This is a genomic window from Nocardia sp. NPDC051929 (assembly GCF_044548645.1).
Classification (GTDB): Bacteria; Actinomycetota; Actinomycetes; order Mycobacteriales; family Mycobacteriaceae; genus Nocardia; species Nocardia sichangensis.
Map to the genome: position 1 here is coordinate 13,266 of NZ_JBIUCG010000003.1, position 13,313 is coordinate 26,578.

Sequence of the window (13,313 nt, forward strand, 5' to 3'; positions counted from 1 at the left end):
CATCCAACCGCTCCCGTCGGCATGGCACCATGAAAGTCGTGGACGCCAACGGAAATCCCGTGCTGTACGCCCTCGTGACCGGTTCGCCCCCCGCCCGCGATGTCGGCAAGTTGATCGCCCTGGCCCAGGCCGACGGCTGGGAGGTGTGCGTCATCGCCTCGCCGTCGGGCACCGGGTTCATCGACGTCGACGCGCTGCGCGCGCAGACCGGTTATCCCGTGCGCAGCCAGTACAAGGAACCCGGCACACCGGATGTGCTGCCACCCGCCGACGGCATCATCGCCGCACCGCTCACCGGCAATTCGATCGCGAAATGGGCTGCGGGGATCTCGGATACGCTCCTGCTCGGTCTGCTGGTCGAAGGGCTCGGCAAGGGCCTGCCCATCGTCGGCGTGCCGTACTCGAACCGGGCGCAGATCAGCTTTCCCGCGATCCAGGAGGGGATGCGCAAACTGTCCGAGTGGGGCGTCACCATCGTGATCGGCGAGGGCGAGCCGCACGAGCGGGGCACCGGAGAGGCGCGCCTGCCCCTCTTCCCCTGGCAGGCGGCCTGGAAAGCGCTCCTCGAGCATCCACGCCGGGACGGGGCCGCACCGAATCGGCCGTAGACAGCGACCCTACTCAGCCCACCGGGGCATTCGGTCCGATCCACTGGTCGAACAACCGATCCACCGCGCCGGTCGCGAGCTGGGTGGTCAAGTACGCGTCCAGTAAGGCCGCCAGAACGGGATCGTCCTTGCGCACCAACAGCACTTTCCCGAACGAGTCGAACGGCGCTTCGGGATGCAGCACTTGCAGATCCGGATGCTGACGAACGCGGTAGCGGCCCTCGACCGAATCGGTGACGAACACGTCGGCGCGGCCCTGCTCGATCTCACCGAAGATCGTCAGATTGTCCGGCCACAAGGTGAGTTGCGCGGCGGGGAAGTTCTTGCGCGCGAAATCCTCGTTCGTCCCGCCCCGATTGGCGATCACGCGAACACCGGGACGGTTGATCTCCGCGACGGTCGAATACGCCGCGCCGTTCGCGCGGTGGGTGATCGGGGCCTTGCCGTCGGTGCCGTAGGTGATCGAGAAGTCCGCGAACGCGCGCCGCGACGGCAGGTCCGAGATGCCCCCGACCGCGAGGTCGCAATTCCGTTCGGCGAAGTCGGTTTTCAGCGTCGCCCAGGTGACGGGCACGAACTCGATCGGACGGCCGAGCAGCGCGGCGAAACCCCGCGCGAGATCGACGTCCACCCCGCGGTGCTCGCCCGCGTCGTCCCTGATCGAGTACGGCGGATAGTCGCCGGGCGTGCAGGCGCGCAACGCGTTCGGGGCCTGCGCGGCCGCGGGAGTCGCCACGGCGGCGAGCACCGTCCACCCGGCGATCAGCACCGCGCCGATCCGGCCGAGCAGCGTCAGACTACGCAACGATCACTTCTCGTTGCGCGCCTTGGGGAAACGGGCCTGCTTGGCGACCCAGCCCGCCATCTTGGCCCAGTGCCCCTTGCGCGGGGTGACGATCGAGGTGAGCTCACGATCCCATTCGTCGGCCTCGGTGAGACCGTCGATCGTGGCGACCAGTTCCTTGGCCGTCTCCAGGTCCGGGACCACGCGGTCACCGAGCACACCGTCGGAACCGACCAGGGTGACCCGCACACCAGCGCGACCGATCGGCTGGAGCACGGCCGTGGCGGAACGTCCGTGATCGGCGACGAACCCCTTGACGGACTCGACGAGGGCGCCCGACAGCTTCTGCGGCGCCGTGGCGGTTTCAGAACTCATGGCACGCAGTTTACCGACCGGTAGGCAGCGTGCCCGCCGCTCGGGTGTAGAACTGGATCTCATGCACGCCATTCAGGTTTCCGAACACGGTGGTCCCGAGGTCCTGAAGTACGTGGAGGCGCCCGATCCGCGGATCGGACCGGACCAGCTCCTGGTCGACACACAGGCGATCGGCGTCAACTTCATCGATACCTACATCCGTACCGGACGCTATCCGCAGGACGTCCCCTACGTTCCCGGCGCGGAGGGCACCGGCGTCGTCGCCGAGGTCGGCTCGGATGTCACGGAGTTCGCGGTCGGCGACCGGGTGGCCTGGGCCGCCGCCCCGGGCAGCTACGCCCCGAAGGTCGCGGTGCCCGCCGCCGTCGCCATCCGGGTACCGGATGGCGTCGATCCGCCCGTGGCCGCGTCGGCGCTGTTGCAGGGCATGACGGCGCACTATCTCATCGAGTCCATCTACCGGCCCGAGCCAGGGGAGGCGGTGCTCGTGCACGCGGGCGCGGGCGGTGTCGGGCTGATCCTGACCCAGCTCCTCAACGCGCGCGGCGTCCGAGTGATCACGACGGTGTCCTCCGACGAGAAGGAGACGCTGTCGCGCGCGGCGGGAGCCGACGAGGTGCTGCGTTACGGCCACGGACTGGCCGGTCGCGTGCGCGAGCTCACCGACGGCGTCGGCGTGGCGGCGGTCTACGACGGCGTCGGCGCGGCGACCTTCGAGTCGAGTCTGGCCGCGCTGCGCGTGCGGGGCACGCTCGCCCTCTTCGGGGGCGCGAGCGGTCCGGTGCCGCCGTTCGACCTGCAACGGCTGGGCGGGGCCGGTTCGCTGTTCGTCACCCGTCCCACGTTGATGCACTACATCCGGGACCGCGCCGAACTCACCTGGCGCGCGGGCGACGTCTTCGACGCCATCGCGCGAGGCACGCTGAACATCCGGATCGGCGCGACCTACCCCCTCGCCGACGCCGAGCGGGCACACCGCGACCTGGAAGGCCGCAAGACCACCGGTTCCATCGTCCTGCTGCCGTGAGCCACGGGCGCGGGACGGCCCGAAGGGCCGTCCCCCGCCCGCTCAGTAGTCGCGGCCGGTGAGACCGCGATAGATGAACCGGGTCAGGCCCTCCACGGCCTGTTCGTCGGTCAACTCGACGCTCCCCTCTTCCACCGCGACCAGCAGACTCTGGGTGAGCATGAACATCATCGCCAGGCTGGCGTCGGGCGTGCTCGGCAGCCGCAGGCCCCGGTCGGCGAATCCTTCGACGTGGTCGGCGATGTCCGCGCGCTGTTGTCTGCCGAACCGCGCGACCATGTGCGCGAAGTCCTCGTTGACCAGGGCCGCCTGATTCACCGCGCGCAGCACGGGCCCGTGCTCCCGCGCGAAGGTCCAATACCCGGCGACGTGGTAACGCACCGCCTCCGGGTCGCTGAAATCCGGGTTGTGATCGGGTCCTTCCGCGCGCTCGTCCCCCGCCGCGGCCAGATCGCTCAGCAGCGCTTGGAGCAGTTCTTCCTTGCTCGCGAAGTGGTTGTAGAACGACCCGGCCGCCCGTCCCGCGGCCGTCGTGATGTCGGTGATCTTGGTGTTCAGGTAGCCGCGCTCGGCGAACAACCGCAGCGCGGCGGCCTTCAACACCTGCTCGGTTTCGGCCGACTTCTCCTTGCGACTCAGCGACACCCACCTCACCTCCTTGACAACGCAACGTACCAAGCATGACACTGAATACGCATTCAGTGAATATTGATTCATCAGGAGTACGTCATGGTACAGCTCGTTCTCGTCGCGGGCGCCGGACCCACCGGCCTCACCCTCGCCCTCGATCTCGCTCGCCGGGACATCCCGGTCCGGATCGTCGACAAGGCGGCCACCTTCTTCGCCGGCTCGCGCGGCGACGGCATCCAGCCGCGCACCCTGGAAGTGTTCGACGACCTGGGGGTATTGGACGCGGTGCTGGCGGCCGGAATGCCGACACCGGTGATGCGCGTACATCTGGGCGGCGAGTTCGTCACCGAACGCCGAATGAGCGAACCGGTCGAGCCGACGCCCGCCGTCCCCTACCCGAATCTGTGGGTGCTCGGCCAGTCCCGCACCGAGGCCATCCTGCGCGAGCGGCTCGCCGAGTTCGGGGTGCACGTGGAACTGGACACCGCGCTGACCGGCTTCACACAGGACGACGACGGCGTCACCGTGACGCTGGAACACGACGGCACGCCGGAGACCGTGCGCGCCGCCTACCTGATCGGCGCGGACGGCGGCAAGAGCACCGTGCGCAAGACACTCGGCATCCCGTTCGAGGGCAGCACCGACGAATCGCTGCGCATGCTGCTCGGCGACGTGCGCGCCGACGCGCTCGACCACGAGTTCGGCTACTGGTTCGCCGCCGCCGACGAGCCGATGCGTGGCATCGCGTTGTCCCCGCTGCCCGGTGGGCGTCAGTTCCAATTCGCCGCCCCGTTGACCGGCGACGCGGAGCCGAGCCTCGAGCTGCTCCAGGAATACGTGGACCGCTATTGCGGACGCGACGACGTCACCCTCACCGACCTGACCTGGGTGACCGTGTGGCGCCCGAATATCCGCCTGGCGCAGCGCTTCCGCGACGGCCGGGTGTTCCTGGCCGGCGACGCCGCGCACGCGCATCCGCCCACCGGCGGCCAAGGCATGAACACCGGCATCCAGGACGCCTACAACCTCGGCTGGAAGCTGGCCGCCGCGCTCGCCGGGGACGACACGCTCCTGGACAGCTACGAGGCCGAGCGCAGGACGGTGGCCGCCAAGGTGCTCGGGCTCAGCTCCGAACTGCTGGACAAATTGGTCGACGGCGACGAGGACGCGATGGAGCGCGGAGCGGAGACCCAGCAACTGGACATCAGCTATCGAGACCCGGCCGAGCGCGGCTGGTTCGCCGTCGGCGACCGGGCGCCGGACGCGCCGGTGAAAGACGAGCACGGACGGCCCGTCCGGTTGTTCGACCTGTTCCGCGGGCCCCATGCGACGGTGCTGTCATTCGGCGCCCAGGCGGAAGCCGGGCCGCACGCGTACGCGGTGGTGCGCCCCGGCGACCAGGTGTCCGGTCCGCACGTGGTGGATGTCGACGGGCACGCCTACGCGGCCTACGCCGCGGCCGAGGGCACCAGGGTGTTCGTCCGCCCGGACGGCTACGTCGGCGCGCTCAGCTGAAGAAGCTGCCGACGGTGTCCCAGCCGAGCACCGAGTCCACCGCGAGGCCGCAGAACACCACGGCCAGGTAGTTGTTCGACTGGAGGAACAACCGCAGCGGCTTCACCGACTCGCCGCGCCGCACGCCCGCGTACAGCTGGTGCGCCATGAGCAGGAACCATGCTCCGGCCACCAGCGCCACGGCCGCGTAGATCACGCCGGTGGCGGGCACCAGGGCGAGCGTGGTGAGCACGGTCAGCCAGGTGTAGACGACGATCTGCTTGGTGACGGTCTTCTCCGTGGCAACCACCGGCAGCATCGGCACGCCCGCCGCGCGGTAGTCCTCCTTGTAGCGCATGGCCAGCGCCCAAGTGTGCGGCGGCGTCCAGAAGAAGATGACGCCGAACAGCGCGATGGCGGGCCAGCCGATGCCGCCGGTCACCGCCGACCAGCCCACCAGCGCGGGCATGCAGCCCGCCGCGCCGCCCCACACCACGTTCTGCGAGGTGCGGCGCTTGAGGCCCAGCGTGTAGACGAAGACGTAGAACAGGATCGTGGCGACGACGAGCACGCCGCTGAGCAGGTTGGCCTGCCACCACAGCCAGGCGAACGAGCCCAACCCGAGCACGACGCCGAACACGAACGCGTTGCGGGTCGGCACCGCGTCCCTGGCCAGCGGCCGCTTGGCGGTGCGCTTCATGACCTTGTCGATGTCGGCGTCGGCGACGCAGTTGAGCGTGTTCGCGCTCGCCGCGCCCATCCAGCCGCCGAACAGCGTCGCGAGGATCAGGCGGATGTCGACGGTGCCGCGGTCGGCCAGCAGCATGGTCGGAATCGTGGCGACGAGCAACAGCTCGATGACCCTGGGCTTGGTCAGCGCGACGTAGGCCAGTACCCGTCGAATCAGCCGGGACGGTAGGCCGGGACCCGTGAACCGGTCGGCCAGCGCCGTCGCGGAGGAGCCGTGCGCACCATCGCCACCCGGCTGTTGCCCAATCCGCACTGTCTCTCCTCGCACGCTGTGCATCGCATCCGGCATCGACCAGCAGTGCACTCGTCCCGGTGGTACGGGTGCGCCCGCGCCGGACTTCCGTCCGCCCCGGCGCCCCTTCCGACCGGTGCGGCGCGACTACTACTACAAAGGATGGTAGACCCACGCCGCGCGCGCCCCTCCCGTCGCCCCCGCGCTAGAGGACCGGAATGTGACGGGGGCGACGGCTCGTCCGCGCCACCCGGTTCGGAGCCCTTGCCCTCCCCTGTCCACGTCCTCGACTCGCGCGGAGCCGTGCGCACGCGCGACGCGGATTCCGCGCCGCGAAAAAAATTCGTCGACTCCACCGAACCCGGCGAACCCACCGCATGCCCCGCACCGCGTGGTGCGGCAACTTTCGCCACCGCACCGGGGCGTGCCACAAAGCAGGCGCTTGCTCAATACTTTCCCATCACACCGAACACGCGCCCTACGAGGGCGTTCACGACCCGTCACGCGTCACGCATGCGCGTGACGCGAGCGCCGAAGACACCCGGCCCACCCGTTCCGGCGCCCCTGGTGCAAGGCCGCCAACACACCGCCGCCGCAGTCGCGGCCTGTGCGAAACCACCTGCGAACGCGCAGCGCAACAGGCGCCGCGAAACCAACACAGGGTTAATGGTGTGCCGGTCACCGGGCACATCTAGGGTAAGTGGGTATACCCGGTTAGCACGCCGTAGCTGCCGCGCGATCATCGCCGTCAGAAACCCACCCGCCGTCGACGAACCAATGTCAGGAGAACCTCGGTCGTGTCGATCACAGACGACATCCGCGCCCTCACTCAGCCGAACCACCCGGACGACTGGACGGATCTGGACACCAAGGCTGTCGACACCATCCGGGTCCTGGCCGCCGAGGCGGTGCAGAACGCCGGAAACGGCCACCCCGGTACCGCGATGAGCCTGGCGCCGCTTGCCTACACGCTGTACCAGCGGACCATGCGCATCGACCCGAGCGATCCGAGCTGGGTCGGCCGGGACCGGTTCGTGCTGTCCTGCGGGCACTCCAGCCTCACCCAGTACATCCAGCTCTACCTGGCGGGTTACGGTCTCGAGCTGGACGACCTGAAGAACCTGCGCAAGTGGGGCTCGCTCACCCCGGGCCACCCCGAGTTCCGGCACACCGACGGCGTCGAGATCACCACCGGCCCGCTCGGCCAGGGCCTGGCGTCGGCGGTCGGCATGGCGATGGCGGCGCGCCGCGAGCGCGGACTGTTCGATCCCGCCGCCGCGCCGGGCACCAGCCCGTTCGACCACTTCATCTACGCCATCGCCTCCGACGGCGACCTCGAGGAGGGCGTCACCTCCGAGGCGTCGTCGCTCGCGGGCACCCAGCAGCTGGGCAATCTCGTCGTCATCTACGACGACAACAAGATCTCCATCGAGGACGACACCACCATCGCGTTCACCGAGGACGTCGCCGAGCGGTACGAGGCATACGGCTGGCACGTGCAGGTGGTCGAGGGTGGCGAAGACGTCGTCGCCATCGAGGCGGCGCTGGAAGCCGCCAAGGCCGAGACCGGCAAGCCCTCGATCATCGTGCTGCGCACCATCATCGGCTACCCCGCCCCCAGCAAGATGAACACCGGCACCGCCCACGGCGCGGCGCTGGGCGCCGACGAGGTGGCCGCCACCAAGAAGGTCCTCGGCTTCGACCCGGACAAGAGCTTCGACGTGGACCCGGCCGTCATCGAGCACACCCGCAAGGCCATCGAGCGCGGCCGGAAGGCGCACGAGCAGTGGCAGCAGTCGTTCGACGCGTGGGCCGCGGCCAACCCGGAGAACAAGGCGCTGTTCGACCGCCTCTTCGCGCGGCGCCTGCCGGACAACTGGACCGCGAATCTGCCCAGCTACGAACCGGATCCGAAGGGCATGGCCACCCGCAAGGCGTCCGGCAAGGTGCTCGCCGCGCTGGCGCCGGTGCTGCCGGAGCTGTGGGGCGGTTCGGCCGACCTGGCCGAGTCCAACAACACCACCATGCCCGACCAGCGCAGCTTCGGGCCGGAGTCGATCTCCACCGGCATGTGGAAGGCCGATCCGTACGGCCGCACCCTGCACTTCGGTGTGCGCGAGCACGCGATGGGCGCGATCCTCAACGGCATCGCCCTGCACGGCCCGACCCGTCCGTACGGCGGCACCTTCCTGGTGTTCAGCGACTACATGCGCCCGTCGGTCCGCCTGGCCGCGCTGATGCGCGTGCCCGCGATCTACGTCTGGACCCACGACTCCATCGGTCTCGGTGAGGACGGCCCCACGCACCAGCCGATCGAGCACCTCGCCGCGCTGCGCGCCATCCCGGGCCTGAACGTGGTCCGTCCCGGTGACGCCAACGAGACCACCTACGCCTGGCGCACCATCCTGGAGCGCGACAGCAGCGAGCACAGCTCGCACTTCTCGGTGTCCGAGCCGCCGCACCAGGACGGCCCGTCCGGGCTGGCGCTGACCCGCCAGGACCTGCCGATTCTCGAGGGCACCAGCTACGAAGGCGTCAAGAAGGGCGGCTACATCCTGGCCGAGGCGTCCACGGGCACACCGCAAGTGATCCTGATCGCCACCGGTTCGGAGCTGCAGCTCGCGGTCGCCGCCCGCATTACGCTGGAGGAGCAGGGCATCGCCACCCGCGTGGTGTCGATGCCGTGCGTGGAGTGGTTCGACGCGCAGGACAAGGCTTACCGGGACGAAGTGCTTCCGCCCGCGATCGCCGCGCGCGTCGTCGTCGAAGCCGGTATCGCGATGCCGTGGCACCGGTTCGCCGGTGACGCGGGCGAGATCGTGTCGATCGAGCACTTCGGCGCCTCCGCCGACTACAAGACCCTGTTCCGCGAATTCGGCCTCACTCCGGAAGCCGTCGTTGCCGCCGCGCAGCGCACGCTCGAGAACGTGAAGGGATAAGCGCTCATGGCTCAGAACGAGAATCTCGCCGCCCTCTCGGCGGCGGGAGTGTCCGTATGGCTCGACGATCTGTCCAGGGACCGGATCCAGTCCGGCAACCTGCTCGAGCTGATCGAGACCCGGTCCGTCGTCGGGGTAACCACCAACCCGACGATCTTCCAGGGTGCGCTCAGCCAGGGCCACGCCTACGACGGCCAGCTGAAAGAGCTTGCCGCGCAAGGTGCCGACGCCGACGCCGCGATCCGCACCATCACCACCGATGACGTCCGCGCGGCCTGCGACGTGTTCGCTCCGGTCTTCGAGGCGACCGGTGGCGTGGACGGCCGGGTCTCCATCGAGGTCGACCCCCGCCTGGCGTTCGACACCGACCGGACCGTCGCGCAGGCGGTCGAACTGTGGAAGATCGTCGACCGGCCCAACCTGTTCATCAAGATCCCGGCCACCGAGGAGGGCCTGCCCGCCATCGCGGCCGTGATCGGCGAGGGCATCAGCGTGAACGTCACGCTGATCTTCTCGGTGCAGCGCTATCGCGCGGTGATGGGCGCCTACCTGGAGGGCGTGAAGAAGGCCAAGATCGCCGGTCACGACCCGGCCAGGATCCACTCCGTCGCCTCGTTCTTCGTCTCCCGCGTGGATACCGAGATCGACAAGCGACTGGAGGCGCTCGGCACCGACGAGGCGCTCGCGCTGCGCGGCAAGGCGGGTATCGCCAATGCCCGCCTCGCCTACGCCGAGTACCAGGATGTGTTCGACGGAGGCAAGCACACCTCCACGTTCCTGAACCTGGCCTCCTCGGGCGCGAATCGGCAGCGACCGCTGTGGGCGTCGACCGGCGTGAAGAACCCGGAGTACGCCGACACGATGTACGTCACCGAACTGGTCGCCCCCAACACGGTGAACACGCTGCCGGAGAAGACGCTCCAGGCGGTCGCCGACCACGGCCTGGTCTCCGGCGACACGGTCAGCGGCAAGGCGGCGGAGGCCAAGGACGTCTTCGATCGGCTCACCGCCGTCGGCGTCGACCTCGACGACGTGTTCGCGGTGCTCGAGCGCGAGGGCGTGGACAAGTTCGAGAAGTCCTGGGAGGAGCTGCTTTCCGCCACCGCCGACGAGCTGAAGTCGGCGTCGACCGGGAACGGCTGATCGATGGCCGGGGCAGCACCCGCGGATCGACCGGACGCGGTCGAATGGCAGAACCCGCTGCGGGACAAACGGGACAAACGGCTTCCGCGCATCGCCGGACCGTGCAGCATGGTCATCTTCGGCGTCACCGGTGACCTGTCTCGCAAGAAGCTGATGCCGGCCATCTACGACCTGGCCAACCGGGGGCTGCTGCCCCCGGCCTTCGGCCTGGTCGGTTTCGCGCGCCGCGACTACGCGGACGAGGACTTCGCGCAGGTGGTGCTGGAAGCGGTCAAGGCGCACGCGCGAACCCCCTTCCGTCAAGAGGTCTGGGACCAGCTCCTGGAGGGCATCCGGTTCGTCCAGGGCACCTTCGACGACGACGCGGCCTTCGACCGGCTCGCCGACACCTTGACCACGCTGGACAAGGAGCGCGGCACCGGCGGCAATCACGCGTTCTATCTGTCCATCCCGCCGAACATGTTCCCGCTCGTGCTCGACCAGCTCTGCGCGCACGGCCTGGCCCAGACCACCGGGCCCGACGCGGCGCGCAAGCCCTGGCGGCGAGTGGTGATCGAGAAGCCGTTCGGGCACGACCTGAAGAGCGCGCAAGAACTCAACGCACTGGTCAACGGCGTGTTCCCCGAGGAGCGGGTCTTCCGCATCGACCACTACCTCGGCAAGGAGACGGTGCAGAACATCCTGGCGCTGCGCTTCGCCAACCAGCAGTACGAGCCGATCTGGAACGCCAACTTCGTCGACCACGTGCAGATCACCATGGCCGAGGACATCGGCCTCGGCGGACGCGCGGGCTACTACGACGGCATCGGCGCCGCGCGCGACGTGATCCAGAACCACCTGCTGCAACTGCTGGCCCTCACCGCCATGGAGGAGCCGATCAGCTTCGAGCCCAAGCAATTGCAGACCGAGAAGATCAAGGTGCTCTCGGCGACCAGGCTCATCGAACCCCTGGACGACACCACCGCGCGCGGCCAGTACACCGAAGGCTGGCAGGGCAGCGAGCACGTGGTCGGGCTGTTGGAGGAAGAGGGCTTCGACCCGAACTCGAAGACCGAGACCTATGCCGCGATCCGGCTGGAGATCGACACCCGCCGCTGGGCGGGCGTTCCGTTCTTCCTGCGCACCGGAAAGCGGCTCGGCCGCAGGGTCACCGAGATCGCGGTGATCTTCAAGCGGGCTCCGCACCTTCCGTTCGACCAGACCATGACCGAGGAACTCGGACAGAACGCGCTGGTCATCCGGGTGCAGCCGGACGAGGGCATCACTACCCGGTTCGGCTCGAAGGTGCCGGGCTCCAGCATGGAGGTGCGCGACGTCAACATGGACTTCAGCTACGGCGAGGCGTTCACCGAATCATCGCCGGAGGCCTACGAACGCCTGATCCTCGACGTGCTGCTCGGGGAGCCGTCGCTGTTCCCGGTGAACGCGGAGGTCGAATTGTCCTGGCGCATCCTCGATCCGGTGCTCGACCACTGGGCGGGCGACGGCAGGCCGGAGCCGTACGAGGCGGGCACCTGGGGCCCGTCGTCCGCGGACGAGATGATCGCCCGCACCGGGCGGGAATGGCGGCGCCCGTGATCGTCGACATGCCCGACACCAAGACCAGCGAGGTCACCAAGCGCATCGTGCAGTTGCGCGAGAGCAACGGCGTGATCACCATGGGCCGCGTGCTCACGCTGGTGGTGTGCACGCTGGACAGCTCCGAGGCCGAGCACGCGATCGAAGCGGCGAACGAGGCCAGCCGCGAGCACCCCTGTCGCGTAGTGGTGCTCGCGCGCGGCGACCGGGAGGCCGCCACCCGGCTGGACGCGCAGATCCGGGTGGGCGGCGACGCGGGGGCGGCCGAGGTCATCGTGCTGCGGCTGCAAGGCGAACTGGTCAACCACGAGAGCAGCGTCGTCACCCCGTTCCTGCTGCCGGATACGCCGGTAGTGGCTTGGTGGCCGCGCGGAGCGCCGGAGTTCCCGTCGAAGGATTCGGTGGGCCGCCTGGCGGGCCGCCGCATCACCGACGCCACGTTCGCGGCCGATCCCCAGGCCGCGATCAAGAGGCGGCTGCAGTCCTATGCCAGCGGCGACACCGATCTGGCCTGGAGCCGGATCACGTACTGGCGGGCCCTGCTGGCGGCGGCCATGGACGAGCCGCCGTTCGAGTCGGTGGATTCGGTGACGGTGTCCGGGCTGCGCGACGAGCCCGCCCTGGACATGCTGGCCGGCTGGCTGGCCGCCCGGCTGGGCTGCCCGGTACACCGGCGCACCGGCCCGCTGCGGGTGGAACTGCATCGTCCCACCGTCTCCATCGCGATCGAACGTCCGCAGACCGGCCGCACCGCGACGCTGACCCGCACCGGCGAACCGGTGCAGCGAATCGCCTTGGCGCGCCGGGAGACTCGTGACTGCCTCGCCGAAGACCTACGCAGGCTGGACGCCGACGAGACCTACGCCGAGGCGCTGGCCGGAATCGAGAAGGTGATCTATGAGTGAGCACACCGATTCGCCTTTCCCCAGCGATACCGTCGAGGTACATCTCGACACCGAGTCGCTGGTGGCCGCCGCCGCGGCCCGCTTCGTCTCCGTCGTCGTCGCCGCCCAGGCCGAGCGCGGCTCCGCGTCGGTGGTGGTGACCGGCGGCGGGACCGGTATCGCCCTGCTCGAGCAGGTGCGCAAGTCGCCCGGCGATATCGACTGGTCCCGAGTCGAGGTGTTCTGGGGCGACGAGCGTTTCGTGCCCGCGAACGACCCCGAGCGCAACGACCTGCAAGCCAGGCAGGCGCTGTTCGACCATGTACCGGTGGATCCGGCGCGGGTGCATCCGGTGGCCGTCTCCGACGGCGAGTACCCCGACCCGGTGGAGGCCGCCGCCGAGTACTCCGCCACCGTGCACGCCCACCTCGCCGAACACGGCGCGTTCGATCTGCACCTGCTCGGCATGGGCGGCGAGGGCCACGTGAATTCGCTGTTCCCGGATACCGACGCGGTGCGCGAAACCCACGAACTCGTCGTCGCCGTGACGAATTCGCCCAAGCCGCCGCCGGTTCGGGTGACATTGACCCTGCCCGCGATCCGCCGCAGCAGGCACGTCGTGCTGGTGGTCGGCGGCGCCTCGAAGGCCGAAGCGGTCGCCGCCGCCATCGGCGGCGCGGACCCGGTGGACGTGCCCGCGGCGGGAGCGACCGGTACGGACTCCACCACCTGGCTGCTCGATCAGGAGGCCGCGTCCGCGCTGCGCTGAACGCTCGCCGCCACTCCTTCATCTCGTAAATTTGCACATCGCGGCCCTAGTTTTCCGGAAGAACACCGCCGGATAACGCCGCCGAGCGGCGGAGTTTACG

General features: G+C 69.2%; 12 protein-coding genes. 8 read left to right on the plus strand and 4 right to left on the minus strand.

The window, feature by feature from the left end:
* Positions 1-38 precede the first annotated feature (38 nt).
* Complete coding sequence (locus ACIHAX_RS04340; protein ID WP_195042683.1) at positions 39-608, plus strand: flavoprotein; 570 nt, start codon at positions 39-41, stop codon at positions 606-608.
* A gap of 13 nt (positions 609-621) precedes the next feature.
* Here ACIHAX_RS04340 and ACIHAX_RS04345 read toward each other — a convergent pair whose 3' ends face one another.
* A complete protein-coding gene (locus tag ACIHAX_RS04345) occupies positions 622-1,413 on the minus strand; it encodes a transporter substrate-binding domain-containing protein (protein WP_397275768.1) in 792 nt (263 codons plus the stop codon).
* Between the two features lie 3 nt (positions 1,414-1,416).
* Positions 1,417-1,767 (minus strand): hypothetical protein, encoded by a 351-nt coding sequence (locus ACIHAX_RS04350; protein WP_355070793.1) that lies wholly within the window; start codon positions 1,765-1,767, stop codon positions 1,417-1,419.
* 61 nt (positions 1,768-1,828) lie between these two features.
* Between ACIHAX_RS04350 and ACIHAX_RS04355 the strand changes: the two genes are divergently transcribed.
* Positions 1,829-2,794: a quinone oxidoreductase gene (locus ACIHAX_RS04355; protein ID WP_364431361.1), complete on the plus strand. Its 966-nt coding sequence runs from the start codon at positions 1,829-1,831 to the stop codon at positions 2,792-2,794.
* Positions 2,795-2,836: 42 nt separating this feature from the next.
* On the opposite strand, the gene ACIHAX_RS04360 is transcribed toward ACIHAX_RS04355, so the two are convergent.
* On the minus strand, positions 2,837-3,439 hold the full coding sequence (locus ACIHAX_RS04360) for a TetR/AcrR family transcriptional regulator (RefSeq protein WP_397275770.1): 603 nt from the start codon (positions 3,437-3,439) through the stop codon (positions 2,837-2,839).
* A gap of 84 nt (positions 3,440-3,523) precedes the next feature.
* Between ACIHAX_RS04360 and ACIHAX_RS04365 the strand changes: the two genes are divergently transcribed.
* Entirely contained in the window at positions 3,524-4,939 is a 1,416-nt protein-coding gene (locus tag ACIHAX_RS04365) for an FAD-dependent monooxygenase (RefSeq protein ID WP_397275772.1), read from the plus strand.
* On the opposite strand, the gene ACIHAX_RS04370 is transcribed toward ACIHAX_RS04365, so the two are convergent.
* Positions 4,932-5,921 (minus strand): heme o synthase, encoded by a 990-nt coding sequence (locus tag ACIHAX_RS04370; RefSeq protein ID WP_355070787.1) that lies wholly within the window; start codon positions 5,919-5,921, stop codon positions 4,932-4,934. The two genes, ACIHAX_RS04365 and ACIHAX_RS04370, sit on opposite strands and share 8 nt — an antisense overlap.
* 776 nt (positions 5,922-6,697) lie before the next feature.
* On the opposite strand from ACIHAX_RS04370, the gene tkt reads away from it, so the two are divergent.
* The 5 genes from tkt to pgl are packed head-to-tail and all read left to right on the plus strand — an operon-like array spanning position 6,698 to position 13,213.
* Positions 6,698-8,839, plus strand: a complete 2,142-nt coding sequence (tkt, locus tag ACIHAX_RS04375) for a transketolase (protein ID WP_364431288.1) — start codon at positions 6,698-6,700, stop codon at positions 8,837-8,839.
* Between the two features lie 6 nt (positions 8,840-8,845).
* Positions 8,846-9,982, plus strand: a complete 1,137-nt coding sequence (gene tal, locus ACIHAX_RS04380; RefSeq protein ID WP_397275774.1) for a transaldolase — start codon at positions 8,846-8,848, stop codon at positions 9,980-9,982.
* A 3-nt stretch (positions 9,983-9,985) separates the two neighbouring features.
* Positions 9,986-11,560: a glucose-6-phosphate dehydrogenase gene (gene zwf, locus ACIHAX_RS04385; protein ID WP_355070781.1), complete on the plus strand. Its 1,575-nt coding sequence runs from the start codon at positions 9,986-9,988 to the stop codon at positions 11,558-11,560.
* Positions 11,557-12,465, plus strand: coding sequence for a glucose-6-phosphate dehydrogenase assembly protein OpcA (gene opcA / locus ACIHAX_RS04390; RefSeq protein ID WP_364431364.1), 909 nt, complete (start codon positions 11,557-11,559; stop codon positions 12,463-12,465). The genes zwf and opcA overlap by 4 nt, the downstream gene beginning before the upstream one ends.
* The gene (gene pgl, locus ACIHAX_RS04395; protein WP_364431293.1) at positions 12,458-13,213 is read left to right on the plus strand and encodes a 6-phosphogluconolactonase; all 756 of its coding nucleotides are present in this window, start codon (positions 12,458-12,460) and stop codon (positions 13,211-13,213) included. The genes opcA and pgl overlap by 8 nt, the downstream gene beginning before the upstream one ends.
* The last annotated feature ends 100 nt before the right edge of the window (positions 13,214-13,313 follow it).